Annotated in this window: 21 protein-coding genes, 1 tRNA gene, 1 pseudogene and 1 other annotated feature; of the genes and pseudogenes, 7 read left to right on the forward strand and 16 right to left on the reverse strand. The window is 62.3% G+C overall.

The window, feature by feature from the left end:
- Window positions 1-139: 139 nt before the first annotated feature.
- The 3 genes from PCE31107_RS21200 to PCE31107_RS23750 all read right to left on the reverse strand — a co-directional run bounded on the left by PCE31107_RS21200 (window position 140) and on the right by PCE31107_RS23750 (window position 2,212).
- Window positions 140-352 (reverse strand): cold-shock protein, encoded by a 213-nt coding sequence (locus tag PCE31107_RS21200; RefSeq protein WP_150610576.1) that lies wholly within the window; start codon window positions 350-352, stop codon window positions 140-142.
- Window positions 353-1,624: 1,272 nt separating this feature from the next.
- On the reverse strand, window positions 1,625-1,810 hold the full coding sequence (locus PCE31107_RS23820) for an integrase core domain-containing protein (protein ID WP_343032356.1): 186 nt from the start codon (window positions 1,808-1,810) through the stop codon (window positions 1,625-1,627).
- A gap of 21 nt (window positions 1,811-1,831) precedes the next feature.
- Window positions 1,832-2,212 (reverse strand): integrase catalytic domain-containing protein, encoded by a 381-nt coding sequence (locus tag PCE31107_RS23750; protein ID WP_246181925.1) that lies wholly within the window; start codon window positions 2,210-2,212, stop codon window positions 1,832-1,834.
- Between the two features lie 375 nt (window positions 2,213-2,587).
- Here PCE31107_RS23750 and PCE31107_RS21220 point away from each other — a divergent pair.
- Window positions 2,588-3,861 (forward strand): annotated as a pseudogene (locus PCE31107_RS21220) (IS3 family transposase).
- Window positions 2,905-3,021, forward strand: a sequence feature (AL1L pseudoknot). (Overlaps the previous pseudogene by 117 nt.)
- A 174-nt stretch (window positions 3,862-4,035) precedes the next feature.
- Here PCE31107_RS21220 and PCE31107_RS21225 read toward each other — a convergent pair.
- Both PCE31107_RS21225 and rpoD read right to left on the reverse strand, forming a co-directional pair.
- Window positions 4,036-4,111, reverse strand: a tRNA-Ile gene (locus PCE31107_RS21225).
- A 28-nt stretch (window positions 4,112-4,139) separates the two neighbouring features.
- Window positions 4,140-6,443 carry an RNA polymerase sigma factor RpoD gene (gene rpoD, locus PCE31107_RS21230; protein ID WP_425494743.1) on the reverse strand — a complete coding sequence of 768 codons (2,304 nt, stop codon included), beginning with the start codon at window positions 6,441-6,443 and terminating at the stop codon, window positions 4,140-4,142.
- On the opposite strand from rpoD, the gene PCE31107_RS21235 reads away from it, so the two are divergent.
- The gene (locus PCE31107_RS21235) at window positions 6,340-6,819 is read left to right on the forward strand and encodes a hypothetical protein (RefSeq protein ID WP_150610578.1); all 480 of its coding nucleotides are present in this window, start codon (window positions 6,340-6,342) and stop codon (window positions 6,817-6,819) included. The two genes, rpoD and PCE31107_RS21235, sit on opposite strands and share 104 nt — an antisense overlap.
- A gap of 14 nt (window positions 6,820-6,833) precedes the next feature.
- Here the strand turns inward: PCE31107_RS21235 and dnaG are convergent, their stop codons facing one another.
- The 3 genes from dnaG to PCE31107_RS21250 all read right to left on the reverse strand — a co-directional run bounded on the left by dnaG (window position 6,834) and on the right by PCE31107_RS21250 (window position 10,743).
- Window positions 6,834-8,717: a DNA primase gene (gene dnaG, locus PCE31107_RS21240; protein WP_130027884.1), complete on the reverse strand. Its 1,884-nt coding sequence runs from the start codon at window positions 8,715-8,717 to the stop codon at window positions 6,834-6,836.
- Between the two features lie 67 nt (window positions 8,718-8,784).
- A complete protein-coding gene (locus PCE31107_RS21245; RefSeq protein WP_130026438.1) occupies window positions 8,785-9,231 on the reverse strand; it encodes a GatB/YqeY domain-containing protein in 447 nt (148 codons plus the stop codon).
- Window positions 9,232-9,492: 261 nt separating this feature from the next.
- Window positions 9,493-10,743: a BaiN/RdsA family NAD(P)/FAD-dependent oxidoreductase gene (locus PCE31107_RS21250; RefSeq protein ID WP_130026439.1), complete on the reverse strand. Its 1,251-nt coding sequence runs from the start codon at window positions 10,741-10,743 to the stop codon at window positions 9,493-9,495.
- Window positions 10,744-10,834: 91 nt separating this feature from the next.
- On the opposite strand from PCE31107_RS21250, the gene tsaD reads away from it, so the two are divergent.
- On the forward strand, window positions 10,835-11,866 hold the full coding sequence (tsaD, locus tag PCE31107_RS21255) for a tRNA (adenosine(37)-N6)-threonylcarbamoyltransferase complex transferase subunit TsaD (RefSeq protein WP_017231856.1): 1,032 nt from the start codon (window positions 10,835-10,837) through the stop codon (window positions 11,864-11,866).
- Between the two features lie 82 nt (window positions 11,867-11,948).
- On the opposite strand, the gene folE2 is transcribed toward tsaD, so the two are convergent.
- The 4 genes from folE2 to PCE31107_RS21275 form a co-directional block, all read right to left on the reverse strand.
- Window positions 11,949-12,758, reverse strand: a complete 810-nt coding sequence (folE2, locus tag PCE31107_RS21260; protein ID WP_150610579.1) for a GTP cyclohydrolase FolE2 — start codon at window positions 12,756-12,758, stop codon at window positions 11,949-11,951.
- 199 nt (window positions 12,759-12,957) lie between these two features.
- A complete protein-coding gene (gene dxs, locus PCE31107_RS21265; RefSeq protein WP_150610580.1) occupies window positions 12,958-14,874 on the reverse strand; it encodes a 1-deoxy-D-xylulose-5-phosphate synthase in 1,917 nt (638 codons plus the stop codon).
- Window positions 14,875-15,072: 198 nt separating this feature from the next.
- Window positions 15,073-15,978 carry a polyprenyl synthetase family protein gene (locus PCE31107_RS21270; protein ID WP_150610581.1) on the reverse strand — a complete coding sequence of 302 codons (906 nt, stop codon included), beginning with the start codon at window positions 15,976-15,978 and terminating at the stop codon, window positions 15,073-15,075.
- 114 nt (window positions 15,979-16,092) lie between these two features.
- A complete protein-coding gene (locus PCE31107_RS21275; RefSeq protein WP_017231860.1) occupies window positions 16,093-16,362 on the reverse strand; it encodes an exodeoxyribonuclease VII small subunit in 270 nt (89 codons plus the stop codon).
- A 228-nt stretch (window positions 16,363-16,590) separates the two neighbouring features.
- Between PCE31107_RS21275 and PCE31107_RS21280 the strand changes: the two genes are divergently transcribed.
- The 3 genes from PCE31107_RS21280 to PCE31107_RS21290 all read left to right on the forward strand — a co-directional run bounded on the left by PCE31107_RS21280 (window position 16,591) and on the right by PCE31107_RS21290 (window position 19,767).
- Window positions 16,591-17,706: an aromatic ring-hydroxylating oxygenase subunit alpha gene (locus PCE31107_RS21280; RefSeq protein ID WP_150610582.1), complete on the forward strand. Its 1,116-nt coding sequence runs from the start codon at window positions 16,591-16,593 to the stop codon at window positions 17,704-17,706.
- A gap of 270 nt (window positions 17,707-17,976) precedes the next feature.
- Window positions 17,977-18,831 carry a DMT family transporter gene (locus PCE31107_RS21285; protein WP_150610583.1) on the forward strand — a complete coding sequence of 285 codons (855 nt, stop codon included), beginning with the start codon at window positions 17,977-17,979 and terminating at the stop codon, window positions 18,829-18,831.
- A gap of 51 nt (window positions 18,832-18,882) precedes the next feature.
- Entirely contained in the window at window positions 18,883-19,767 is an 885-nt protein-coding gene (locus tag PCE31107_RS21290) for a sulfurtransferase (RefSeq protein ID WP_130026446.1), read from the forward strand.
- Here the strand turns inward: PCE31107_RS21290 and PCE31107_RS21295 are convergent.
- The 4 genes from PCE31107_RS21295 to polA form a co-directional block, all read right to left on the reverse strand.
- Window positions 19,698-20,621, reverse strand: coding sequence for a ZIP family metal transporter (locus tag PCE31107_RS21295; protein WP_343032357.1), 924 nt, complete (start codon window positions 20,619-20,621; stop codon window positions 19,698-19,700). The genes PCE31107_RS21290 and PCE31107_RS21295 overlap by 70 nt on opposite strands.
- A 132-nt stretch (window positions 20,622-20,753) precedes the next feature.
- Window positions 20,754-21,629 carry a dienelactone hydrolase family protein gene (locus PCE31107_RS21300; protein ID WP_130026447.1) on the reverse strand — a complete coding sequence of 292 codons (876 nt, stop codon included), beginning with the start codon at window positions 21,627-21,629 and terminating at the stop codon, window positions 20,754-20,756.
- Window positions 21,630-21,894: 265 nt separating this feature from the next.
- A complete protein-coding gene (locus PCE31107_RS21305; RefSeq protein ID WP_174966753.1) occupies window positions 21,895-23,286 on the reverse strand; it encodes an NAD(P)/FAD-dependent oxidoreductase in 1,392 nt (463 codons plus the stop codon).
- Between the two features lie 215 nt (window positions 23,287-23,501).
- The gene (gene polA, locus PCE31107_RS21310) at window positions 23,502-26,240 is read right to left on the reverse strand and encodes a DNA polymerase I (RefSeq protein WP_130026449.1); all 2,739 of its coding nucleotides are present in this window, start codon (window positions 26,238-26,240) and stop codon (window positions 23,502-23,504) included.
- Here polA and PCE31107_RS21315 point away from each other — a divergent pair, their 5' ends adjacent.
- Window positions 26,241-26,975, forward strand: coding sequence for an LOG family protein (locus tag PCE31107_RS21315; protein WP_130026450.1), 735 nt, complete (start codon window positions 26,241-26,243; stop codon window positions 26,973-26,975).
- Window positions 26,976-27,000 lie beyond the last annotated feature (25 nt).

Consider the following 27,000-nt stretch of genomic DNA (forward strand, 5'->3'; position numbering starts at 1 on the left):
CCTTTGCCAGCATTATCGCCGGCTCAGGCCCCGGTCGCTCCACTTATCCGACTGTCCGAATTCGCGCAGCCACCTCTACCAGCGTCACGTCACCGTGCATGTAGGCACAGTGACGTGGGGGAGCGGTAATGGGTACTAATTACGCGGACTTGACATTTGAGGCCTGCAAGCCTTTTGGCCCGCGCACAATGTCGAAAGCGACGTGCTGATTTTCTTGGAGGGTGCGGAACTCGGTGCGCCCATGGGGCTGCATTTCCGAGAAGTGGGCGAATATATCGTCGCCACCCTCATCCGGCTTGATGAAACCAAAGCCTTTTCTGTCGTTGAACCACTTAACAATTCCGGTGCTCATGTGAACTCCTCATTTTCCCGACATGTTGCCATCGCGAAAGGCTTGACTGGGCACCAGTGACAGACAAACAAGAAATTCAGGGATCGGAATTATTTCGCAAAAAATCGGCGCGATCGACTCTAGTCGATGAAAATCGAACTTGATGTACCGTATACAATTTATACACGGTTCATATACCCAACACAACGTAATTTTTGCAAGGGCTTATTCCCGGCGTCCGCCCGAAGATCGGGATGATTACGGAGCGCTTTTCGTCAGCGGCATGACTTTCGATTCGATGTCGCTTGAAACCAATAGCGATAGTCCATAGGCGTGAATTTGGCGGCGTGGCGCCGCTGAATTCCGAGTTCCCCACACGCACGTAGCGCAAAGCGAGAGAGCCAAGGGGGTATCATCGATTCGAGGCGCGCTGCTCAAGAGATGGTTACGCGGACTTTTCGCATGCTGCCCTCTCTTTGAAGTCGGAGAAAATGATGGAAAGGATGATTGAGTATCGTGGCTTCGAAATCCACATTGAGCTGAAGTCGACCACAGAGGGCATGTTCGACGTATGGTTTCGTGTAGATGGCCCAATAAAGCCGGTAGGTGTCATGGCTTTAGGCGCGCGGATAAAGATTCGCAATGGACCGTTTTCACGTCGATGGGCGTATCTGATCGCTGAAATTTCCGGTCAGGCCGCGATAGACGTCATTCTAGGCCCTCCAGAGTAGGCGCGGTCCGAATTGATATGGCGTCACGCGGGTATTCCTTAGGTCCGACTGCCCTGGAGGGGCGTAGTCTGATCTGACCGTTCGTCAATCCCCCCGGCGAAGCGGATTCGAGCGTTTGCACATCGGCGGGCTTCGTTTGACCATGCTGAGCATGGCCTCGTGGGCGGATTCATCAAAACAAGCGGAGACCGATATGGCAAGATGCGCCGCATGCGAGCAACTCGCGCGCACAATGCCCAACGGAGTGGCGCACCAGGATCTAGTGCAGACTGGCACCGCTCGAAGGAAGCATTTTGCGCATGCAGTTGGAAATCTCGTGTTCTACCGCTGTTATGCCTGCGAGCAGCAGTGGGAGCACGAGTCCGGCAAAAGCGATCTCCATGTCGGCTGGTCGCTTGTGACGAAGTAGCCTGGCAAAGGTTATCGCTTCGCTCGTTGAACTCCTGGGCGTAGCGTAATAACCCAGCGTAATCAGCTCAGGTTAAGCGGCTAAGACAAATGCCTCAGCCGGGGCGTTCATTCCAAGCGCCTGACGTGGGCGCCGGTGGTTGCAAAAGCGTATTCAGTCACTGATCACGCGAGCGGCATGCTGGATCATGTCAAAACATTGCCGATGCACGCATTGCTCTTTCAAGGTGCGAATCGCGCGCTCAACCATGCCATTCCGCTGCGGGCAATGAGGCGTAATGTACGCTCGGTGCAATCCGCAGCTGCGCACCAATGCGGTGTAGCTTCGCAAAGTAAACACCAAGCCATTGTCCGAGCGCAGTCAAAACGGAGTGGGCATGCGAACAAGCGTCCCGAAGCGAGCGATCGGGGCGTATTCCAGGGCGCAGCTGGCAGTGCAAGCTTTGCCACTTCGCGACAGGTGCCAGCCCAGTAGCTCGCGCGTGTGGCAGTCGATCACCAGCGTCAGCGCCGCCCAGCCATCTCGCCCCGGCCACACGCGGCACAAATCCGTTGACGAACGCTCATTGACCATCGTTGCCACCGATGGCAGGACCTGGATCCTAGGTCTGAAGCCGATTGGCCGCTTGCGAACCTGCCAGCCAATCAACTGGAGCATCCGCTGCACGGAGCCCCACAGAATCTCGTTCGCTACTTTGGCAGTATCCGGTGGCGCTTGCTCTATCACTTTCTTCTTCAGCATAATTCTGTGCGTGCCCGGGTATTCCTTAGCATTTCGGCTAGCTGGTGCGCGTAGACTGTCCTGACCGTGACGCAATGTCGTGCCCCCGCTCCACGGATTCATAACCCATCCATCGTGATGGGTTTTTTTCATCTTGGCCGGGTGGATGTTCAGGCTTTAGCGTCGCGGAGCGACCCTCAGTCGCCCAAAATGACCTTGCTCGGTCTCGTGCTGCCACGGGCTTACCAGTTGTCTGTGCCTGCGCACTCGACGACGTGCAGTTTGAGCATGTGCGACGATACGAGCGCTTTGTGCCTAATGCCAACACAGCGTTACCGCAACACGATGTTCACCACTATCTTGTACGCGCCCGCGCAGCAGGATGAACCATACCGGATTTGGTGGAGGCCCGAATTCTCGAGAGAATCGAGCCATGAACAAAAAAGCAACGACGTTTCCCCGGAAGTCCGCGAGCGAGCAGTACGTTTGGTGCGCGAGCAGCGTAGCGAACATCCGTAGATGTGGGCGGAGTTCGAATCGATTGCAGGAATGATCGGCTGTACGCCGCAGACGCTGCACGAATGGGTCAAGCGCGAACAGGCCGACCAGGGGGAGCGTGATGGTATGACCACCGATGAGCGCGAGCGGCCCAAGGCGTTGGAACGTGAGGTCAAGGAGTTACGCCGCGCCAACGAGATTCTCAAGGTCGCAAGTGCGTTTTTCGCCCAGGCGGAGCTCGACCGCCGTTTCAAGTCCTGAAAGCCTTCGTCGACCAGCATCGCGACACCTTCGGGGTCGAGCCGATCTGCGGGGTCTTGCGGATTGCCCCGTCGGGCTACCGACGCCATGCGCCACACCTTCGTGATCCATCCCGACGTTGCGCGCGCGAGAAACGCGACGAGATTCTGCAACCCGAGATCAGGCGTGTCTGGCAGGCCAACATGCAGGTCTATGGCGTGCCAAAGGTCTGGAAGCAGATGAACCGGGAGGGCATCGTGGTGGCCCGCTGCACGGTTGGTCGGCTAATGAAGCAGCAAGGCTTATGTGGTGCGGTTCGCGGGAAGCGGGTTCGCACGACGGTTCCCGATACGAACGCGCCGCGTCCGCTGGACCGGGTCAACCGGCAATTCAAGGCGCAGCGACCGAATCAGCTCTGGGTGTCGGATTTTACTTACGTCTCGACGTGGCAGGGCTGGCGCTATGTGGCGTTCGTGATCGATGTGTTCGCCCGCCGTATCGTTGGCTGGTGAGTCAGTTCGTCGATGACCACGGACTTCGTTCTGGACGCACTTGAGCAAGCACTGTACGCGCGGCAACCTGGCGGCGACGGGACGTTGATACATCACTCCGATAAGGGTTCGCAATACGTCAGCATTCGCTACAGCGAACGTCTGACCGAAGCGGGCATCGAGCCTTCTGTCGGCAGCCGTGGCGATAGCTACTACAACGCGCTGGCTGAAACGATCAACGGCCTGTACAAGGCAGAGCGAATTCATCGGCGCGCCCCGTGCAGCACGAGGGAATCTGTCGAACTGGCAACGCTGGAATGGGTAGCCCGGTACAACCATCATCGACTGATGGAACCGCTCGGCTACATCCGGCCCGCCGACGCCGAGGCAAACTACTACGGGCAACTCAGAAATATCGCTGACATGCCTGCATTAACTTAAACCAACCGGCCTCCACGATTCCCGGTGCGGTTCAATTTGGCCCGTTACCGTACCGCTACCGACACCCTCTCGACATCGAAAAACCGCAGACGACTAGAGAAAAATATCTACGCAAACCATTGATTTAAAAATAAAAAGCCCCTGACGTCACCGTCAGGGGCTTTTTTACTTCTTTGGTAGGCCGTGCTGGGTTCGAACCAGCGACCAAGGGATTATGAGTCCCCTGCTCTAACCACTGAGCTAACGGCCCTCAACTACCGGCGCTCGCTCAGCTGCAATCAATTGCCTTCGAGGAACGACTTGAGCTTGTCGGAACGGCTCGGGTGACGCAGCTTGCGCAGCGCCTTGGCTTCGATCTGACGAATACGCTCACGCGTCACGTCAAATTGCTTGCCCACTTCCTCGAGCGTATGGTCCGTGCTCATCTCGATACCAAACCGCATGCGCAACACCTTGGCCTCGCGCGGCGTCAGCGAATCGAGCACATCCTTCACGACGTCGCGCATACTACCATGCAACGCGGCGTCCGCAGGGGCTACCGTGCCCGTATCCTCGATGAAATCGCCCAGATGCGAATCGTCGTCGTCACCGATCGGCGTTTCCATGGAGATCGGCTCCTTCGCGATCTTCATGATCTTGCGGATCTTGTCCTCCGGCATCTCCATCTTCTCGGCCAGCGTCGCCGGATCCGGCTCGACACCGGTCTCCTGCAGAATCTGACGCGAAATCCGGTTCATCTTGTTGATCGTCTCGATCATGTGCACCGGAATACGGATGGTACGTGCCTGGTCCGCGATCGAACGCGTAATGGCCTGACGAATCCACCACGTCGCATACGTCGAGAACTTGTAACCACGACGGTATTCGAACTTGTCCACCGCCTTCATCAGGCCAATGTTGCCCTCCTGAATCAGATCCAGGAACTGCAGGCCACGGTTCGTGTATTTCTTCGCAATCGAAATCACCAGACGCAAGTTCGCTTCGGTCATCTCGCGCTTGGCCTTGCGTGCACGGCGCTCGCCTTCCGACATCTTGCGATTGACGTCCTTCAACTCGGTAAGCGGCAACACCACGCGCGCCTGCAAGTCGATCAGCTTCTGCTGCAATTCGCGCACCGCAGGGACATTACGCTCAACCACCGAGCTGTACGCCTTGTTGTCCGCCACGACCGTGTAGATCCAGTCGAGATTGGTTTCGTTGCCCGGGAAACGCGACACGAAATCCGCACGCGGCATGCCGCACTTGTCGACCACGATATTCAGGATAGCGCGCTCGATGTTGCGCACTTCGTCGACTTGCGAACGCAGCGTGTCGCACAGACGCTCAACCGTGCGCGCCGTGAAGCGGATCGTCATCAGTTCCGCCTGGATCGCCTCGCCAGCCTTCACGTACGACTTCGACTGGTAGCCTTCCTTCTCGAACGCGCGACGCATCTTGCCAAACCAGTCGGCGATCTCGGCGAACTTGGCCAACGCGTCACGCTTGAGCTGCTCGACCTGCGCGGCCGACGCCCCGCCGCCGCTGCTGTCGTCGTCCTCGTCAGCCGCCTCTTCCGCTTCTTCCTCTTCCGCGTCCGCATCCGCGTCGAAGTCTTCGTCTTCGGCCGCTGCCGCCGCCGCTGCCGCAACCGCTTCGGCATTCGGATCGATCAGGCCGTCGACCACCTCGTCGATGCGCATTTCTTCGCGCTCGACCTTCTCGGCCATCGCCAGAATTTCGGCAATCGTCGTCGGGCACGCGGAAATCGCCTGCACCATGTGCTTCAGGCCTTCCTCGATCCGCTTGGCGATCTCGATTTCGCCCTCGCGCGTCAGCAACTCGACCGTGCCCATCTCGCGCATGTACATACGCACCGGATCGGTCGTGCGGCCAAACTCGGAGTCGACCGTCGACAGGGCCGCTTCCGCTTGCTCCTCGACTTCGTCATCCGTTGCGGCGTTCGGCGCATTGTCGTTGAGCAACAGCGTTTCGGCATCGGGTGCCTGCTCGTACACGGCAACGCCCATGTCGTTAAACGTAGCGATCACGCCTTCCAGCGCGTCGCCCTCCACCACGTCGTCGGGCAGGTGGTCGTTGATCTCTGCAAAGGTCAGGAAGCCTCGTTCCTTACCCAGCTTGATCAGTGCCCGCAGCTTGCCACGACGTTCCTCAAGTTCCTCGGCCGTACCGGGCTGGTGCGAGGAAAATGCGTCCTTGAGCAGTGCTTTCTCTTTTGCCCGGCGATCACGCGCCTTCTGCTTTTCCACTTTGGTCTGATCTTCGTTCACGGGTTGATCACTAGTATCCGCTGCGACGCTCTGCGCCACCGAGGCGGCGGTCTTCGCGGCCTTGCCGCGCGTCCTGGGGACGAGCGGCTCACTTGCTGCCGACACGACCTCCACAGCCTCGGGTTTGCTGGAAGCCCCAGTCTTTCGTGGGGCTTGCGTCGCAGGTTTACTGCGGCCCGCCAGGGTCGATGCCTTGGCGGTAGTTGCGCTCTTGGCGCTTTTTTCAGCGGGTTGTCGGGCCTGCGGTTTCCCGCCGGCCGTCGCCTTCACGGTCGTTGCCGCCTTCGTCGCCCTGACGGGCGGCTCGGACTTCACCGTCGGCCTGGCTGCCTTCGCAGCCCCCACCGTCGCGGCGGTCGCACTCTTGCGCTTGGTGACATCGGTCACCTTCGCAGCCGTCTTGCCGGTCGTCTTCGATGCGCCGGCGGCTGCCTTTACTTGCGTGGTACGTTTCGCCGAACTTGCCTGGCTGGCCGTTTTCTTCGTGGCTCGACCCACCGCATCGGCTTTCACGGCAACGCCAGCTTTTGCAGAACGAGACGCCCCCCTCCCACCGGATGCCGCCGCCGCGCTGGTCGCGCGCTTTGCCTTCGGTGCAGGGATAACCGTCTTTTTTCCGCTGGTCGTTGTCATCTTTGCCATAGCGATCTCGCTTGCCAGAAAACAGCCCACTGAAAACCTTCCATTGTAGCACGCGGGCTTACCTCAACTTCGCGTGCCTCCTGTGCCGGCCGGAGCCAGCAGCCGCTTCAATTCGTCGCGTTGCCGCGACAGCGCTTGAGCGTGGCGCAATTCATCGGACGTCAGCGACGTCCGCTTGAAAATCGTCTCCAGGGCGTCGCACAGACCGTCGTACTGCAAGCGCCGGATCGCGCTTCTCAGTTCCGCAAGCCGCAGCGCGATCTGCTCCTCCCGACGCTCGACCTGGGTCTCATCCTCCGGGTCGAACAACAACAGGTCGCGGGCGTTCTCTTCGAACGAGAGAATTTCGCGAAGAATATCGTCGAAACTCGCCCAGTTCGGCGACACCCGCAGCCGATCCGACATGAAACGAAAGTCGGCCTGCGCCCCCATTTCACGGCAATGCGCCAGCACTTCCGAGAAAATCTCGGCGTGATGGGGCCCTTCCTGCAAAATCTTGGCTTCTTCGTCGGTTAATTCATTCCCCAGTGCCGGAAACATGAGCAGGTTCTGCAACGCCCGATGCTCGGTTCCCACTACACGGCGCTTCTCGCGCTTGGCCGGCGCCTTATCCCATGTGTTCTGACGGCGTGCCGCGCCGATCGACAACTCGCACAACCCGGCCACTTCTTCGACCGAACTTTCCACCCGCTCGGCCAGTGCATGCAGGATCTGCCCTCGCAACGCGTTTGCCGGCATCTGCTGCAACAACGGCTTCGCCTCAAACAGCGCACGCGCCCGCCCTTCGGGCTGATGCATCTCCTTGCCTGCCGTCACTTCTCCGATCAGGAACTGCGACAGCGGCATGGCACGCGATACCTCATCGGCAAACGCGTCAGCGCCGTGCTCACGCACATAGCTGTCGGGATCGTGCTCGCTCGGCAAGAACAGGAACTTGAAGCTCCGGTTGTCGTCGGCATGCGGCAAACACGCCTCGAGCGCCCGGCGGGCCGCCCGCCGGCCGGCCGCGTCGCCGTCAAAGCTGAACACCACCGTCTCGGTCTGGCGCAACAGCTTCTGCACGTGCATCGGCGTACAGGCAGTGCCCAACGTGGCCACCGCCTGTGGAAAGCCGAGCTGCGCCAGCGCCACCACGTCCATATACCCTTCGACCACGAGCACATAGCCCGCGTCGCGAATCCCCGTGCGCGCCTCGAACAGCCCATACAGTTCGCTGCCCTTGCTGAACAGCGGCGTCTCGGGCGAATTCAGATACTTGGGCTCGCCCTTGTCCAGCACACGCCCGCCGAACGCAATCACCTGCCCTTTCGTGTTTCGGATCGGGAACATGATCCGGTCGCGAAAACGGTCATAACGACGCTTCGCGCTGCCCGCCTCGCCCTTCTCGCTCTCGATGACGAGACCCGCGTCGAGCAACTGATCGTCGCGGTAGTCCTGAAACGCGGCGTCGAGGTTCTGCCACCCATCGGGCGCGTAGCCCAGTCCAAAATGCGCGGCGATTTCGCCCGTCAATCCTCGTCGCTTCAAATACTCGATGGCGGTCGGCGCACTACGCAATTGCTTGCGGTAGTAGTCGCAGGCACGCGTCATGACGTCGACCAGACCGAGGGTTTGCGCACGCTGCGCGGCAGGTGCCGGCGCGCCCGGCAACGGCGCCTCACGCGGCACATCCAGCCCAACATTGCGGGCCAGGTCCTCGACAGCTTCGACAAATCCGAGTCCGGCATGCTCCATCAGGAAGCTGATCGCGCTGCCGTGCGCGCCACATCCGAAGCAGTGATAGAACTGCTTGGTGGGACTTACGGTAAATGAGGGCGACTTCTCATTATGAAAGGGGCACAGCCCCATGAAGTTCGCCCCGCCTTTCTTCAACTGCACGTAGCGGCCCACCACCTCGACGATATCGACGCGGTTGAGCAAGTCCTGCAGGAACGACTGGGGGATCACTGGATCGATACCATCGCGGCACGGCACCGTGCCGTCGCTTGCGACGGCAACTCACCGCACCACTCAATTACGCAGCCAACGCCGCCTTCACCTGCGCGGACACGGCCGTCATGTCGGCGCGACCGGCCAACTGGCCTTTGAGCACGCCCATCACCTTGCCCATGTCCTGCGGACCCGCCGCGCCCGTTTGCGCCACGGCTGCCTTGACCGCCTGCTCGACCTCGTCAGCCGAGAGTTGCTGGGGCATATAGACCATGAGCACGTCGAGTTCGGCGGCCTCCTTGTCGGCCAGATCGGTGCGACCGGCCGCCTGAAACTGGCTGATGGAATCCTTGCGTTGTTTGATCAGCTTGTCGACGACGGCCACGATCGCCGTGTCATCGAGAGAGATGCGCTCGTCGACTTCCTTTTGTTTGATTGCCGCGAGCAGCAGCCGGATGGTCCCCAGTCGTTCCGCGGCCTTGGCACGCATGGCCGTCTTCATATCTTCGGTAATGCGTTCTTTCAGACTCATGAGCAGGGGTTCCGGATTTCGAATACGTTTCAGTGTAGTGCATGCCGCCCCAAAGGAAAGGACGACTGTCGTCAGGCACTTGCCGCGTGCGTCCGCAGCCGATGGCTCGGCGCCGGCGTGAGCGAGCGCAGAAAGCACAAAAACCCGCTTGAGGAAACGATCACACACGCGATCACAAGCGGGCTCGCAGGAGACTCTGCTCCGCCATCGGTGCGTCGTCTCCACGAAGGGGAGAGATTATCACAGCACAGAAGTCGCCGTCTACGACAGCGCGTCGCCCCCCGCCCGCTCCGCCCTCACGCTTTCGGACATTGCCTGCGCGCACGCCACGGCAGACGCCCACGCCCACTGGAAGTTATAGCCACCCAGCCACCCGGTCACGTCGACCACTTCCCCGACGAAATGCAGCCCCGGTTGTGCGCGCGCCTCCAGGGTGGCGGAAGACAGTGCCTTCGTATCGACCCCACCCCGCGTGACTTCGGCCTTGCGCCAGCCTTCAGACCCGCACGGCTTGAGCGTCCAACTGGAAAACGCCTGGGCGAGCGAGCGCAACGCCTTGTCCGGCAATTCCTGTACGCGCGCCTGCGGCGAAAGCCCGCTGTTCGCAACCCAGGCGTCGGCCAAACGGGCCGGCACCCATTGCGCCAACAGGTTGGCCAACTGCCGCTTCGATGTCGCCTTCGCCTCGAACAATGCCACCTCGATGTCAGACGATGGCGCCAGATCCAGGGTGATTGACTGCCCCGGCGTCCAGAAGCTGGAAATTTGCAGGATGGCCGGACCGGACAACCCGCGGTGCGTAAACAAGAGATCCTCAACGAAACGACCGGCGTCCTTTCCCTTTCCCGCGCTCACCTCGACTTCCAGCGACAAACCAGATAGCCCCGCAAACGGCGCCCAGGTCGACGCGTCGAACATGAGCGGCACCAGCGCGGGACGCGGCTCGACGATCTCCAGCCCGAATTGACGCGCGATCCGATAACCCCAGTCCGTCGCGCCGATTTTGGGAATCGACAGGCCACCCGTGGCGATCACCAGTCGTTTGGCCGCGATATGACCCGCATCTGTCGTCAAGTGATACGGATGCGCGCCGCCTGAGGACGTATGGGCAACGGTATGCACAGTGCACGGCATGCGCCAATGCACGTGCCCCGTCGCACACTCCTTGCGGAGCATGTCGATGATGTCCTCGGCACTGTTGTCGCAAAACAGCTGTCCGCGATGCTTTTCGTGCCAGGCAATGCGGTGACGCCCCAGCAGATCCAGAAAATCGCGCGGCGTATAGCGCGCCAGGGCCGAGCGGCAGAATCTCGGGTTCTCGGACAGGTAGTTGGCCGGTCCGGCGTTGATATTGGTGAAATTGCAGCGCCCGCCGCCTGAAATCCGGATCTTCTCCGCCAGACGCGTCGCGTGATCGATGAGCACCACGCGTAGCCCAAGTTGCCCGGCCACCGCCGCGCACATCAGGCCGGCCGCGCCAGCCCCCACGATTGCTACATCGAACTTTTCCATGGCGCGCATTGTACCCGGCAGGGCTTAGGGGCGACTGGTATACTTCTCGGTTATCTCGTTACCTTGACGCCGCACGTCTCCCCCTTCCGCCATGCTGGTTTTAGGCATTGAAAGCTCCTGCGACGAAACCGGGCTCGCCCTTTACGACACCGAGGCCGGCCTGCTTTCGCACGCGCTGCATTCGCAGATTGCCATGCACCGCGAATACGGTGGCGTGGTGCCCGAATTGGCGTCGCGCGACCACATCCGCCGTGCGCTGCCCCTGACAGAAGCCGTGCTTGCGCAAGCTGGCAAGCCACTCAGCGCGGTCGATGCAATCGCCTACACGCAAGGCCCCGGACTCGCCGGGGCACTGCTGGTGGGCGCCAGCGTCGCGAACGCCCTCGCGTTTGCGCTCGGGCGTCCAGTCGTGGGCGTGCACCATCTGGAGGGCCATCTGCTCTCTCCGCTGCTCGCACCGGATGCCCCCGATTTCCCGTTCGTCGCTTTGCTGGTCTCTGGCGGCCACACGCAGTTGATGGAAGTCCGCGCCTTCGGCCAGTACGCCATGCTCGGCGAAACACTGGACGACGCCGCCGGCGAAGCCTTCGACAAGACCGCCAAGTTGCTGGGACTCGGCTACCCGGGCGGGCCGGCCATCTCGCGCCTGGCCGAGTTCGGTACGCCGGGACGCTACGACTTGCCGCGTCCGATGAAGCATTCGGGCAACCTTGACTTCAGTTTCAGCGGATTGAAAACCGCCGTGCTCACGCAGGTGCGCAATCTCGGCGGCAACGTATGCGACCAGGAAAAGGCGGATCTCGCGCGAGGCTTCGTCGACGCCATCGTCGACGTGCTCGTCGCCAAGTCGATGGCCGCGCTCAAGCAGACAGGCATGAAAACGCTGGTCGTGGCAGGGGGCGTGGGTGCCAACACCCAGCTTCGCGAAGGACTCAATGAAGCCGCTCGCCGCCGTGGCTATCGCGTGCACTATCCGGACCTGGCTTTCTGCACGGATAACGGCGCCATGATCGCCTTCGCCGGCGCCATGCGGCTCAAGTACTGGCCGGATGAAGCGGACAGCGAATACGCCTACACGGTCCGCCCGCGCTGGGATCTGGCCGACATCGTGCGCGGCGTCTAGCGCATCGCCCGGCAAACGCCCAAGAAAAAACCGCTCCAAGGAGCGGTTTTTTCTTGCATGCGCCGCGCGAGGCGCAGCAACATCAGGCCGCCACGCGCTTGTCGCGTTCGATCACGGCGTAAGCGCTGTGATTATGGATCGACTCGAAATTCTCCGCTTGAAGCGCGTAGGCCACGACGCGCGGCTCATTGTTAAGCCGCGTTGCCACGTCGCGCACCAGATCCTCGACGAACTTCGGATTCTCATAGGCCCGCTCGGTCACGTACTTCTCATCCGGGCGCTTGAGCAGCCCCCACAACTCGCAGGACGCCTCCTCCTCCGCCATGCGCACCAGTTCCTCGACGGCGATATCGCCCGCGATTTCGGCGTCGATCGTGATATGCGAGCGCTGATTGTGCGCGCCGTACTGCGAGATCTTCTTCGAGCACGGGCAAAGGCTCGTGACCGGCACGAGCACCTTGAGCCACACGCGCGTCTGACCATTACGCACGTCGCCGGTGAGCGTCACTTCGTAGTCCAGCAAGCTTTGCACGCCCGAGACCGGTGCCGTCTTGTTGATGAAATACGGAAACGCCACTTCAATTCGACCGGCGTCGGCTTCGAGTTTTTCCAGCATGCTGTCGAGCATGGCGCGAAAACCCGCCACGTCCAGCGGCGCGCGATGCGCCTCGAGCAGCGCCACGAAGCGCGACATGTGCGTGCCCTTCTGATCGGCAGGCAGATGCACGTCGAGATTGAACAAGCCCACGGTGGCCTGCGCCTCCCCATCGGCCAGACGCACTGACAGCGGATGACGCACACCGCGCACACCCACGCGCTGAATCGGGATCTGCCGGGTATCGACGGTGCTTTGCACGTCGGGCATGACGAAAGCGGGGTTCATCTGATTCATCTAATTCTTCCTTCTTTGCCGGCAAGCCGACTTGGGGGAGGCAATGGGCAAACGTTTCCGACGCCTGGCTCACCAGCCGCTGACAGTTGTCGTCGGAATCGTGCCGGAGACCCCGGCACGGTATCGGGAAAGGGCGATTCAAAACGAAACGATCCGGCATGTAAGCCGGATCGCTCCGAGGTTCAGGACTACCGGACGCTCAGGCGACGAGCTTGGTCGTGACCTTGCCAGCGGCCTGCGACGCCTGCATCAGCGGCAGGTCGAAGCGGGCACGGATGGACTTCGCGATACCCGCCGCATCGAGCCCCACGGCGGCCAGTAGCAGCGCCGGGTCGCCATGATCGATGAAGCGATCGGGCAGGCCCAATTGTAGTACAGGCCGAATCTCCCCACCGGCAAGCAGGGATTCCGCCACGGCCGACCCCGCACCGCCCATGATGCTGCCCTCTTCCACCGTGACCAGATAGTCGTGCGTTTGCGCCAGTCGTGCGATCAATGCCTCGTCGATCGGCTTGACGAAGCGCATGTCGGCCACGGTGGCGTCGAGTTCCTCGGCTGCGGCAAGCGCCGGAGCCACCATGCTGCCGAACGCAAGAATTGCCACACGGCGTCCAGCCTCGGCATGTCCCTCGCGTCGCACAACACCCTTGCCGATCGGCAGTGCGCTCATCGTCGATTCGATCGCCGCGCCCGTGCCGGCACCGCGCGGATAACGCACGGCCGACGGGCCGTCGATCTGCACACCGGTATAGAGCATCTGACGGCATTCGTTCTCATCCGACGGCGCCATCACGACCATATTCGGAATGCAGCGCAAATAGGCGATGTCGTATGCGCCCGCGTGCGTTGCACCGTCTGCGCCGACCAGGCCCGACCGATCGAGCGCGAACACGACCGGCAGATTTTGCAGCGCAACGTCGTGAATCAGCTGATCGTAACCGCGCTGCAGGAACGTCGAGTAGATCGCGACCACGGGCTTGAGGCCCTCGGTCGCCATACCGCCGGCGAACGTCACGGCGTGTTGCTCGGCAATGCCCACGTCGTAGTAACGCGTCGGGAAACGCTTCTCGAACTCCACCATGCCCGAGCCTTCGCGCATGGCTGGCGTGATCCCCACGACACGCTTGTCGGCTTCGGCCATATCGCAGAGCCAGTCGCCGAACACTTGCGTGTAGGTCTTCTTGCTGCTCGTGCTCGGCTTGATCCCTTCGGCCGGGTTGAACTTGCCCGGACCGTGATACAGCACCGGATCGGCTTCGGCCAACTTGTAGCCGTATCCCTTGCGCGTGACCACGTGCAGGAATTGCGGCCCCTTCAGATTCTTGATGTTCTCGAGCGTCGGAATCAGCGAATCGAGGTCATGACCGTCGATCGGGCCGATGTAGTTGAAGCCGAACTCTTCGAACATCGTCGCCGGCACGACCATGCCCTTGGCATGCTCTTCGAACTTGCGCGCCAGCTCCAGCACCGGCGGCGCCACGCTCAGCACCTTCTCCACGCCCTTCTTCGCCGCAGCATAGAAGCGACCCGACATCAGGCGGGCAAGATAGCGATTGAGGGCACCGACCGGCGGCGAGATCGACATGTCGTTGTCGTTAAGGATGACCAGCAGCGGCACGTCTTCATGCACCCCCGCATTGTTCATCGCCTCGAACGCCATACCGGCGGTCATGGCGCCATCGCCGATCACCGCGATGCCGAAGCGATGTTCGCCCTTCGTACGCGCACCAAGCGCCATGCCCAGCGCCGCTGAAATCGATGTGCTCGAATGCGCCGTGCCGAACGTGTCATAGGGCGATTCATCGCGCTTCGGGAAGCCCGAAATACCGCCGAGCTGACGCAGCGAAGCCATGGCGTCGCGGCGACCCGTCAGGATCTTGTGCGGATAGCTCTGGTGCCCCACGTCCCAGACAATGCGATCCTCCGGCGTGTTGAACACGTAGTGCAGTGCAATCGTCAGCTCGACCGTGCCGAGATTGGACGACAGGTGACCGCCCGTGCGCGACACGCTCTCGAGCACGAAGGCACGCAGCTCTTCGGCCAACGGTGCGAGTTGGCGACGCTCCAAACGCCGCAACGCGGCCGGGTCATCGATGGTATTTAGCAGTTCGTACATCGTCATTCCATATGTAGGCGTTCTGGTCGGGCAGCCCTGCCTGGCGAGCCGGTCCCGATCTCCTGCCGGTGCGTTCTGTGGGGAGATCCGCGCCGACCCTCATTGCCCCTTGCCTGTTTCTACTGCAAACGCCCCCGGATCACGCGATCCTTTGCCGCTTGGGTCGCCTCGAAATTTGCCTGTCCGGCGATTCGCCGGTCAGTTGATGCGATCGACCACGTAATCGGCCAGGGCACGCAGCCGATCCGCATTGCCGAGCGTCGCACTCGCCGCGTGAGCATCGGCCCGCAGCTTCTCCGCGTAGCCGCGCGCGCCGTCGAGGCCCATCAGCGATACGTAGGTCGGCTTGTCGTTGGCCGCGTCCTTGCCGGCCGTCTTGCCGAGCGTGGCCGAATCGGCCGTGGTATCGAGAATGTCGTCCACGACCTGGAAGGCCAGACCGACGGCCGCCGCGTAGGCGTCCAGCGCGCGCGTTTCATCGTCCGACAACGCACGGCCGCAGATGGCGCCCATGCGCAGCGACGCGCGCAACAAGGCGCCCGTCTTCAGTCGATGCATGTTTTCCAGTTGCGACTGGTTCAGCTTGATGCCGACGCTCTCCAGATCGATCGCCTGCCCGCCGGCCATGCCCAGCGCCCCCGCGGCCAGGGCCAGTTCGCGCACCAGCGCAAGCGACTGTGCGGCGCTCAGGTCGCCCGTGGCTTCGCCGAGCAGCACAAACGCTTGCGTTTGCAGCGCGTCGCCCGCGAGCAGGCCGGTCGCTTCGTCGTATTGCACATGCACCGTCGGCTTGCCGCGGCGCAGAGCGTCGTCGTCCATGCACGGCAGATCGTCATGCACCAGCGAATAGGCGTGGATCATTTCCACGGCGCACGCGGCGCGATCCAGGGCCGTCTCGCTTGCCTGGGTCACCTCGCCGGCGGCAAAGCACAACAGCGGACGCACACGCTTGCCGCCGCCGAGCACGGCGTAGCGCATCGATTCATTCAGTCGTGCCGAGCCGCCATCGGTAGCCTTGGGCAGCGCGGCGTCGAGCGATTGTTCCACACGGGCCTGTACTGCCTGCATCCAGGCCTTGATATTCTGATCCGCCATCGTCTTCATCCTGCACGTGCCCGTTGGGCCGTGCGTGTTATTGAGTCGCCCCACGCCGCGTTGGGACGTCTTCGCTCATGCGTCACATGTCGCAGGTCGGCTTGCCGTATCACCCGGCGCCGCTCAGAACTCGTCGCGCACCGGCTCGAGCGGCTTGAGCGTCTCTCCCTCGAGCACCTTGACCTGCTGCTCCACCTTCTCGAGCAGGCCCTGGCAGTATTTCACCAGCACGGCACCACGCCGGTAGGCGCCAAGCGACTCCTCCAGCCCCAGCTCACCGCCTTCCATACGCCCCACAAGCTTTTCGAGCTCGGCGAGCGCAGCCTCATAGGTCTCGGGCAGGTCCTGCGGCACGTCGGGTGCCGCGTCTTGCGACTTTGCAGTCTTGGCCATAAACGCAAAATTCGGGTCGAATGTTCCATTTTACGGCAAAAGCGCATCGGCTCGCAGAGCGTAAATTGCCTCAAAACCGATCGCACTGACAATTTTCGGACATTATTTAACGCAAATCATGGACTTAGCGGCCCTCATCAGCCCAGACAAGGTATAATTCTCGGTTCCCCTAAATCGATTTTTCGATGGTTGGGTTGTTCACTGCTTTCAAGCTAGTCGGGAGTGGGAATGTCCAATCTAAGCAGCGCTTTGCAACTCAAACCGGCCTCGAGCCAACTGCCGGTCTACACGTATTTCGACGAGGCGCTCCTCGCCCGCGAACGTGAAGTCCTCTTCGAACACGGTCCTCGGTACGTAGGCCATGAGCTGATGGTGCCCGACGCCGGCGACTATTTTGCGCTGCCTGCCGAACAGGAAGGTCGCATGCTGGTGCGCAATGGCGCGGGCCAGCATGGCGGCATCGAACTGCTCTCGAACGTCTGCCGCCATCGTCAGGCGATCATGCTGGGCGGCCGTGGCAATGCGCGCAACATCGTGTGCCCGCTCCATCGCTGGACTTACGACACGACGGGCGAACTGCTCGGCGCGCCGCATTTCCCGGAAAAGCCCTGCCTGAACCTCGGCAAGTTCCCGCTGCAGCGCTGGAACGGACTGCTGTTCGAAGCGCAGGGCCGCGACGTTCAGGCCGATCTTGCCCGCCTGGGCGTCAAGCATCATCTCGACTTTTCGAACTTCATGTTCGATCACGTTGAAGTGCATGAATGCAATTACAACTGGAAGACGTTCATCGAGGTTTATCTCGAGGACTATCACGTCGTACCGTTCCATCCCGGGCTGGGCAGCTTCGTTTCCTGCGAAGACCTGAGCTGGGAATTCGGCGACTGGTATAGCGTTCAGACGGTCGGCGTGCACGAAGGTCTCGCCAAGCCGGGCAGCCCGATCTATCGACAGTGGCACGACGTGCTGATGCGGTACCGCGAAGGCGTGCCGCCGGACTTCGGCGCGATCTGGATGGTGTACTACCCGCATCTGATGATCGAGTGGTACCCGCACGTGCTGGTGGTGTCCTGGCTGATTCCGCGCGGACCGCAGAAAACGACGAACATCGTCGAATTCTATTACCCCGAGGAAATTGCGCTCTTCGAACGCGAATTCATCGAGGCCGAGCGGGCCGCGTATATGGAAACCGCCCGCGAAGACGACGAGATCGCCGAGCGCATGGACGCCGGCCGTCGTGCATTGTTCGAGCGCGGCGTGTCGGAAGTCGGTCCGTATCAAAGCCCGATGGAAGACGGCATGCAGCACTTCCATGAGTTCTTGCGCCGCCAGATGGGCGATTTCTGAGCGCTGGCACGCCAGCCCGTCTCACGAGTTGAGACGGTTGAAGCGCCGGGTTGAGACACCACCGGACGGCCGATGTGGCGCCCGCGAGACTGAATTAAATATTTGCCGAAATTTCGGAGAACGGCGGGCCATCGGCCCGCCGTTTTCGTTAGAATCGTCGCAACGTTCTCGACATGACCGCGCGCGCACTCCATCTGCCGCACGCGTTGCCCGCGCTCGGTTCACAGCGCCTCAGCTCGCTTCTTCGCCGTCAATCGGCCCCCATTCGCCATGCAATCGCTCTGGATGTTGGTCTCCGCCTTCATGTTCACGTTGATGGGGCTATTCATCAAGCTGGCGGCAAACGAATACAACACCGGCGAAATCATTCTCTACCGCAGCCTTATCGGTGTCGTCGTTTTGCTGGTATTGGCGCGCGCACGCGGTCATTCGATTCGAACACGCCACCTCGGCGCGCACGTCAAACGCAGTACTGCCGGCGTGATCTCCCTCGGCCTGTGGTTCTATTCCCTGACGCAACTGCCGCTTTCCACGGCGATGACCCTCAATTACATGTCGCCGATCTGGATCTCCCTGATCGTGATGGCGACGGCGGCCATGCGCGGCAGCCTGCGAGCCGACTTCCGCCTGGTCGCCGCGATCTTTGCGGGATTCGTCGGTGTTGCCCTGTTGCTCCAGCCGACGATCGACAGCCAGGCGTGGACCGCCGGCGTGGCGGGCGTCGTCTCGGGCGTGTTCTCGGCCATCGCGTACATGCAGGTCAAGGACCTTGGCACGGCGGGCGAACCCGATTGGCGCATCGTCTTCTATTTTTCGCTGGGTGGGGTACTGCTAGGCCTCGGCTGGGTCGCCATCGACGGCATGCACGCGCTGACCTGGCGCAGCGCCGGCCTCATGCTCGGAGTCGGAATCGCGGCGCTCGTCGCCCAAACGGCACTCACCCGCGCCTTCAGTTTGGGCAACACGCTGGTCACTGCGAATCTGCAATATTCCGGCGTAATCTTCGCTACACTGGTCAGCATGCTTGTCTGGGACGATTGGCCCGCGCTGGCCGGCTGGATCGGCATGCTGCTCATTGTGGCGAGCGGCATGACCGCACTGCGCCGACCGTCGGCCACGGCCTGATGCCGGGTGGTTCCCGCCACCCGTTCCCCCACGCCCGCCTGCGGAGACGCCATGATTCACACGCACTTCACCACGCTCATCAGCCCGCAAAATCTTGACGCGCTGATGCAAACCGCCGCCGACGGCGGTGCCCCGGTGATCCTCTTCGATTGCCGATTCGATCTCGCGAATCCGACGGCCGGCGAAACGGCGTATGTCGACGGCCACCTCTTCGGCGCCTTCTACACCCACCTCGAACGCGACCTGTCGGGAAAGACGACAGGCAGGAACGGTCGCCATCCGCTGCCCGAGCGCGACACCCTCGCCCGCCAACTCGCCGCATGCGGGTTGTCGAAGGGCCAGCAAGTCGTCGCCTACGACGCGCAAGGTGGCGTCTATGCCGCCCGCCTGTGGTGGCTGCTGCGCTGGCTGGGCCACGAGTCTGTTGCCGTGCTCGACGGCGGCCTGCAGGCCTGGGAAGCGGCCGGCTTCACGCTCGACGCCGCCCCGCCCGAAGCGCCGCCGCCGGGTGATTTCACCGCAGGCGAGCCGCTCGCCACCACCGCCGACGCGGCGGCCATCGAGCGCAACCTGACGTCGCACGAGCGTCTGATCGTCGATGCACGGTCACCGGATCGGTATCGCGGCGAGAACGAAACCCTCGATCCGATCGGCGGTCACATTCCCGGTGCAGTCAATCACTTCTTCAAGGACAACCTCGGCCCGGATGGGCGCTTCAAACCCGCCGCCGCCCTGCGCGAAGCGTTCGCGCAGGTCATCGGCAAGGATCGCCTGCCCGAGCGCGTCATCTCGCAATGCGGCTCAGGCGTGACGGCTTGCCACAATCTGCTGGCGATGGAGGTCGCGGGCCTTCATGGGGCCAGCCTCTATGCGGGGTCGTGGAGCGAGTGGTGTGCGGACAAGCGCCGTCCGGTCGCCACCGGCGCCCAGCCGTAAGCCCCGCCGACACCTGCCAACGACATCGCCAGGGCGCTGCGGGGGGCGTCATGGTCGCGACCGTGGGCGTGCTCATGATCGTGGCCGTTGAGCCATACCACCAGCGCCAGTCCCACCGCGATCAGTAGGATCTGGGGCAGCGCGTCGCGCGGCGACGTGCGGCGCTGCATCTGCGGCATCAGGTCCGACACGGCGATATAGATGAAGCTGCTTGCCGCTAGCGCCAGCAAATACGGGATCAGGCTCTGAAGACGGTCGAGCATGAAGTAACCGAGCACACCGCCGGCCAGCGCCGTCAGGCTCGAGGCCAGCGTCAGTACCAACGCCTTGCGACGCGGAAAACCGGCGTTGAGCAGCACCATGAAGTCGCCGAGCTTGTGCGCCACCTCGTGGACCGTGATGGAGACCGTTGCCGCAACCCCGAGGCGCGGATCGGTGAGGAACGCCGCCGCGATCACGACACCATCGGCAAAGTTGTGAATCGCGCTTCCGACCAGAATCATCCAGCCGCCTTTGCCTGCTTCATGGGCGTCGTGCCCGTGCTCATGGTGATGCCCGTCGCCTTCGTGATGATGGCTGTGGCGCAACAACGCCAGCTTTTCCAGCAGGAAGAATCCAAGCAATCCGCCCAGCAGCCAACCGGTGATGACGTGCGCATCGACATGCGACTCGAGGCTTTCCGGCAGCAGGTGCAGCAGCGCCGTCCCAAGCAGCACGCCCGCCGAAAAGCTGACCATCTTGTCAATGAGCTTCGAGAGCAGGCCAAGCGACAGCGACGCCGCGCCGGCAAGGCTCAACACGCCGGAAGCCAGCGTGGCGATGACGATAAAAAGAAAGATGGCGTCGATGGTGATTCTCCCGCAGGCAAGGCGGCGATTTAACCAGCTTTTCCCGTCACAGGCAAACCGTCGGCTCGCGAAGCACAGTGGCGTCCCCCCCACCGACGGGCTCAATGCCCTCGCCAGCCGGCCCGCGACATCGGCGGCTCACGCCACGCCGTGCTTGTGCAGCCAGTCCAATGCCAATGTCCAACCTTCCTTCGCGTCGGCTTCGACATAGCTCGACCGGTAATCTGCGAAGAATGCGTGTCCCGAATTCGGGAATACCTTCAGCTTCGAGGCTCTCGACGCCGCATCGCCGCGCGCAAGGGCCTCACGTGCCTGTTCCACGCTTGTCACGGGAATGCCTTGGTCCTTGCCGCCGTACAGGCCGAGCAGCGGCCCGTGCAGCTTGCCCGCGATATCGATCGGCTGCCTTGGGAAATCGGGGCTCCTGTCACCGACGATGCGCCCGTACCAGGCCACCGCCGCCTTCACATTGGGATTGTGCGCGTCGTAGAGCCAGGCGACGCGGCCGCCCCAGCAGAAGCCGGTAATGGCGATACGCTTCTCGTCTCCGCCATTGGCCAGCGCCCACTTGAGCGTCGCGTCGATGTCGCGCATCACCTGTTCGTCCGGTGTCTTGGCGACGATCTGCGACTGAATCTCGGCAACCGTGCCCAGCGACTGCGGATCGCCCGCGCGCGCGAATAGCTCCGGCGCGACCGCCAGATACCCGAGTTTGGCGAAACGTCGGCAGATATCGGCAATATGCTGATGCACGCCGAAGATCTCCGAAACCACGACGATGGTCGGCAGATGCGTCTTGCCCGCAGGTTTCGCGTAGTAGACCGGCATTTTGATGTCGGGCACGTCGAGCAGGGTTTCGCCCGCGTCCAGCCCTTGCGCATCGGTCGTGATGGTTTCGGCCGCCACCGGCAGCACGGCCAGCGCAAACGCCGAACCGACGGCGGTCTTCAGAAATTCGCGCCGGTTGCTCGGCGCCACTTCGGGCACAAGACTATCCAGATCCGCTTGCGACATGTCGTACTCCAGGGAAACACGTCAGTAAAGGCATGCCGGGGAGACCGCCAACGGAAACGTCGGGATGCGCCTCCGCCCCGGGGCCGGACGTTGGGATCTTACTAGAGTGAAGATGCGCTTGCACTCGGACGCCGGCGCGCCGTCGATCGGAACCCTCCGAAACGGGTGCCCACCGCCACAGCGCAGGCCGCCTGACACCCGGTCAGACCGCGAAACCCGTGCGGCCTGACCAGCGGCAAAACGTGAACCCAACGTCAGCTGAGCGTCAGTGCAGCTTCACGCGCGGCACGGTCGAACGACGCAGGCGATTGGCAACGGTATCGAGCATCATGCGCCAGACCCCATGCAGCGCCGCCACGTGCATGCGGTAGAGCGACGTATACATCACCCGCGCAAACAGCCCTTCGATGAACATGCTGCCGCCGATGAGCCCGCCCATCAGATTGCCCACCGCGCTGAACTTGCCTAACGAGACTAGCGAACCGAAATCGCGATAAGTGAACGTCGGCAGGCTTTGCCCTTTGAGCCGGGCGTCAATCGCCTTGACCAGGAAGCTCGCCTGCTGGTGCGCCGCTTGCGCCCGCGGCGGCACGAAGCCGTGCTCCGGCCATTCGCAACTCGCGCAGTCGCCGAACGCGAAGATGTCCGGATCCGACTTGCTTTGTAGCGTCGGCAACACTTCGATCTGATTCAGACGATTGACGCTAAGCCCCAGTTGTCCCAACACCGGCGGCGCCGTAATGCCCGCCGACCAGACCGTGATGTCGGCCGGCAGCACACGGCCCCCAGTCGTCGTGACTTCATTCTTGCGCACCTCGGCGACCGAATCGCCACACAGGATGTCGACGTCGAGCTTGCCCAGCAATCCGGCCACCGCTCCCGATACGCGCTCCGGCAACGCCTTCAGAATGCGAGGACTCGATTCGATGATGGTGATGCGTACATCCTTGCGCGGATCGAGCTTCAACCCGTAGGAACGCAACACTTCCGCCGTGTTGCGCAGCTCTGCCGACAGTTCGACACCCGTCGCGCCCGCGCCCACGATGACGAGGTTGACCTTGGGGCGGCCTTCGACCTTGGGGGCGGGCGCAGCCGCCGTATCGGGGGGCACCTCATGAACGCCTTGCGCGACCGGCGCCGCCAGCGCGCTCGGCAACGGCGCTTCGGCTTCATTCTGCGCGCGCACGCAGGCGGCCATCAGCCGACGACGGAAACGCTCGGCCTGCTCGACGGTATCGAGTGCGATGGTATTTTCCTGAGCACCGGCCACCCCGAAGAAGTTGGTCGTGCTGCCGATGGCGAGCACGAGCGTGTCATACGCCAGTGTGCGCTCGGGCAGCAAATCGCCCTCGCCTTCGTCGGCTGCCGCAGGCACCGCCGCCAGCCGGATCGTCCGGTTCGCGCGATCCAGACCGATCATCTCGCCGGCCGCAAACTCGAAACGATGCCAGTTGGCCTGAGCGACATACGAGAGCTGATGCGTTGCGGTGTCCATGACACCGGCAGCGACCTCGTGCAACAGCGGCTTCCAGATGTGCGACAAGGAACGGTCGACCAGCGTCACCTGAACGTCCTTCCCACGCCCGTACTTGTCGCCCAGGCGGGTGACAAGCTCCAGACCGCCGGCGCCGCCGCCGACCACAACGATACGATGCACACTCACAATAACTCCCCGTGCTTGGAAAACCGTCCGGCCGGTCGGCATTTGCCGCGCCGGCGATAGCGATTACCTTACCGCAGAGTGCGGAGTTCGGGTATGGCTGTCACCCTATTCCCGCTATTGAGCCATGCGATACGGGCCGACAGCGGCGTCGGCCAAGGCGCGGGGCCGCCCGCGCGACGCGCTCACTTTAGGTGTCAACCCAACGCCGTTCAGTGGGCCTGTTCCCAATTCTCGCCCACGCCGACTTCGGCCACGAGGGGCACGCGCAACTTCGCCACGCCGCACATCAGTTCCGGCAAACGCTTGCGAACCTCGGCCAGTTCATGGTCGGGCACTTCGAGCACCAGTTCATCGTGCACCTGCATGATCTGACGCGTCTGCAGGCCACTGTCGTCCAACCAGCGCTGCACGGCGATCATCGAGAGTTTGATGAGATCGGCGGCCGTGCCCTGCATCGGGGCATTGATGGCGGCACGCTCGGCGGCCTGGCGGCGCGGTCCGTTGCCGCCATTGATGTCCGGTAGCCACAGACGGCGTCCGAAGACCGTTTCGACATAGCCGCGCGCCTTCGCACTCTTGCGCGTCTCGTCCATGTAACGCGCTACGCCCGGGTAGCGCATGAAATAGCGGTCGATGTACTGCTTGGCGGCGTCGCGTTCGATACCGAGGTTCGCGGCCAGCCCGAACGCGCTCATGCCGTAGATCAGACCGAAGTTGATGACCTTGGCGTAGCGACGTTGTTCGGTCGACACCTCGATCGGCGTGACGGCGAAGATTTCCGCCGCCGTGGCGCGGTGAATGTCCTCGCCGTTGGCGAATGCGCGCAGCAGGCTTTCGTCGCCCGAGATATGCGCCATGATGCGCAGCTCGATCTGCGAGTAGTCCGCCGACACCAGTTGGCTGCCCTGAGGTGCAATGAATGCCTCGCGAATGCGGCGACCCTCGGCCGTGCGCACGGGAATGTTCTGCAAATTCGGATCGTTCGACGCCAGGCGCCCGGTGATCGCCACGGCCTGCGCATAGTTCGTGTGCACGCGGCCGGTCGAGGCATTGACCATCTTCGGCAACTTGTCGGTGTACGTCGACTTGAGCTTGGCAAGGCCACGGTAATCGAGCAGCACCTTCGGCAACGGATAGTCTTCGGCGAGCTTCTGCAGCACTTCCTCGTCGGTCGACGGGGCACCGCTCGCCGTCTTCTTGACGATCGGCAGTTGCAGCTGCGTGAAGAAAATGTCGCCGATCTGCTTGGGCGAATTCAGATTGAACTGCTGCCCGGCCAGTGTGTACGCTTCGGCTTCGAGCGCGACCAGCTTCTGGCCGATCTCGTCGCTCTGCGCGGCCAAACGGGCAGTGTCGACAAGCACGCCGTTGCGCTCCATGCGCTGCAGCACGCGCGCCGTGGGCATTTCGATGTCTCGGTAGACGAACTCCAGCGTGGCTTCACGCGCCACGTCGGGATAGATCGCGCGGTGCAGTCGTAGCGTGATGTCGGCGTCTTCGGCGGCGTAGGCGGTCGCGCGCTCGACGGTGACTTCGTCGAAGCCGATCTGCTTGGCGCCCTTGCCGCACACCTCTTCGTACTTGATCGTCGTCACGCCGAGATGGCGCGAGGCCAGGCCGTCCATGTCATGGCCGCGGTGCGATTCGAGCACGTACGACTGAAGCATCGTGTCGTGCGCAATGCCGCGTAACACGATGCCGTAGTTCTCCAGCACGTGGGCATCGTACTTGAGGTTCTGTCCGACCTTCTTGTGGTCAGGACTTTCGAGCCAATGCTTCAGGCGCGCCAGCACTTCGTCTCGCGGCAATTGGTCGACATCGCCCGGTGCGCGATGCGCCACCGGAATGTAGGCGGCGCGTCCCGGTTCGCAGGACAACGACAGGCCAACCAGTTGCGCCTGCATCGCGTCGAGCGAGGTGGTCTCGGTATCGAATGCCGTCAACTCGGCCGACTCGATGATCTTCAGCCATGCGTCGAACTGCGCCCACGTCAGCACGGCTTCGTATTCTCGCGCGATCGTGTCGGCCACAGGTGCCGGCGCCGGCTCACCGGCCTGCGTGGCAACGGCGGCCTGCGCTTCGCGCAGCAAGGTCTTGAAGCCGTGACGCACGAAGAAATCGCGCAGCGTTTCGACATCTTCGGGCTGCGATTGCAAGCTCGCGTCGATGGAGGTGACCTGCGGTGCGAGATCGCAATCGAGCGCGACTGTCACCAGCTTGCGCCCCATCGGCAGCCAGTCGAGCGCGCGGCGCAGGTTTTCGCCCGCCGCCCCTTTCACCTCCGCGGCGTTCGCAACGAGATTGTCGAGATCTCCGTATTGCGTGAGCCACTTGACGGCCGTCTTCGGCCCGCATTTGTCCACGCCCGGCACGTTATCGACCGTGTCGCCGACAAGCGTGAGGTAATCGACGATGCGCTCGGGCGGCACGCCGAATTTCGCGGCGACGCCGGCGGCATCGAGCGTTTCGTTCGTCATTGTGTTGACCAGTGTCACGCGGTCGTTCACGAGTTGCGCCAGATCCTTGTCGCCGGTGGAGACGACCACGCGCATGCCGCGCTCGGCCGCCTGCCTTGCCAGCGTGCCGATGACGTCATCGGCCTCCACGCCATCGATCATCAACAGCGGCCAGCCCATGGCGCGCACCGCCTCGTGAATCGGCTCGATCTGCGCGCGCAGATCTTCCGGCATCGACGGACGATTCGCTTTGTATTCGGGGTACCAATCGTCCCGGAACGTCTTGCCCTTGGCATCGAAAACGCAGGCGCTATACTCTGCGTGGACGTCTTTACGCATGCGGCGCAGCATATTGACGATGCCGTGAAGCGCCCCCGTCGGCTCGCCATTGGGACCGCGCAAATCCGGCAGGGCGTGATAGGCTCGATAGAGATAACTCGAACCATCGACCAATAAGAGCGTCTTACCTTCCAGACTTTGCTGTTCCGACATATGACCAAGAGAAGAAAAGAAATACCGAGTCTGCGCATGCTGGCAGACCATGAGCGCGCCACCGCAAAAAAGGCGCGCGCGTCGTGGCAGATGTTCACGATTATGGCAGAGTTCATCGAGGCGACCGAGTACCTGTCCGAGATCCGGCCGGCCGTCAGCATCTACGGCAGCGCGCGCATCAAGCCGAAATCGCCGTTTTACAAACTGACGATGACCATCGCCCGCAAATTCTCCGACAACGGCTTTGCCGTCATCTCCGGCGGCGGGCCCGGCATCATGGAAGCCGCCAACAAGGGCGCGCACGGTGGCGCCTCGCCGACCGTCGGCCTGAACATCGAACTGCCGCACGAACAAAAGGGCAATCAGTACCAGGACATCTCACTACGTTTCCGACACTTCTTCACGCGCAAGGTCACGTTCGTGAAGAACTCGGACGCGTTCGTCATCATGCCGGGCGGCTTTGGCACGCTCGACGAACTGTCCGAAGTCCTCACGCTCATCCAGACGCAGAAGTCGCGCCATGTGCCCGTGATCCTCGTCGGCACGGAATTCTGGAAGGGGCTACTCGAATGGGTGCGCTCGACGATGCTGCCGATGGGCCTCATCGGCGAAAAGGATCTCGACCTGGTGCAGGTCATGGACGACCCCGACGACATCCTCAAAGCGGTGTTCGCGTTCTACGACGGCCATATCGAGCCCGAAACGGAAAGCAGCGAGAAGATGTTCTACCTGTGATCGCGACGGGCAGCCGCCCAAGCGT

This window comes from Pandoraea cepalis (assembly GCF_902459625.1).
In the GTDB taxonomy this organism is placed as follows: domain Bacteria; phylum Pseudomonadota; class Gammaproteobacteria; order Burkholderiales; family Burkholderiaceae; genus Pandoraea; species Pandoraea cepalis.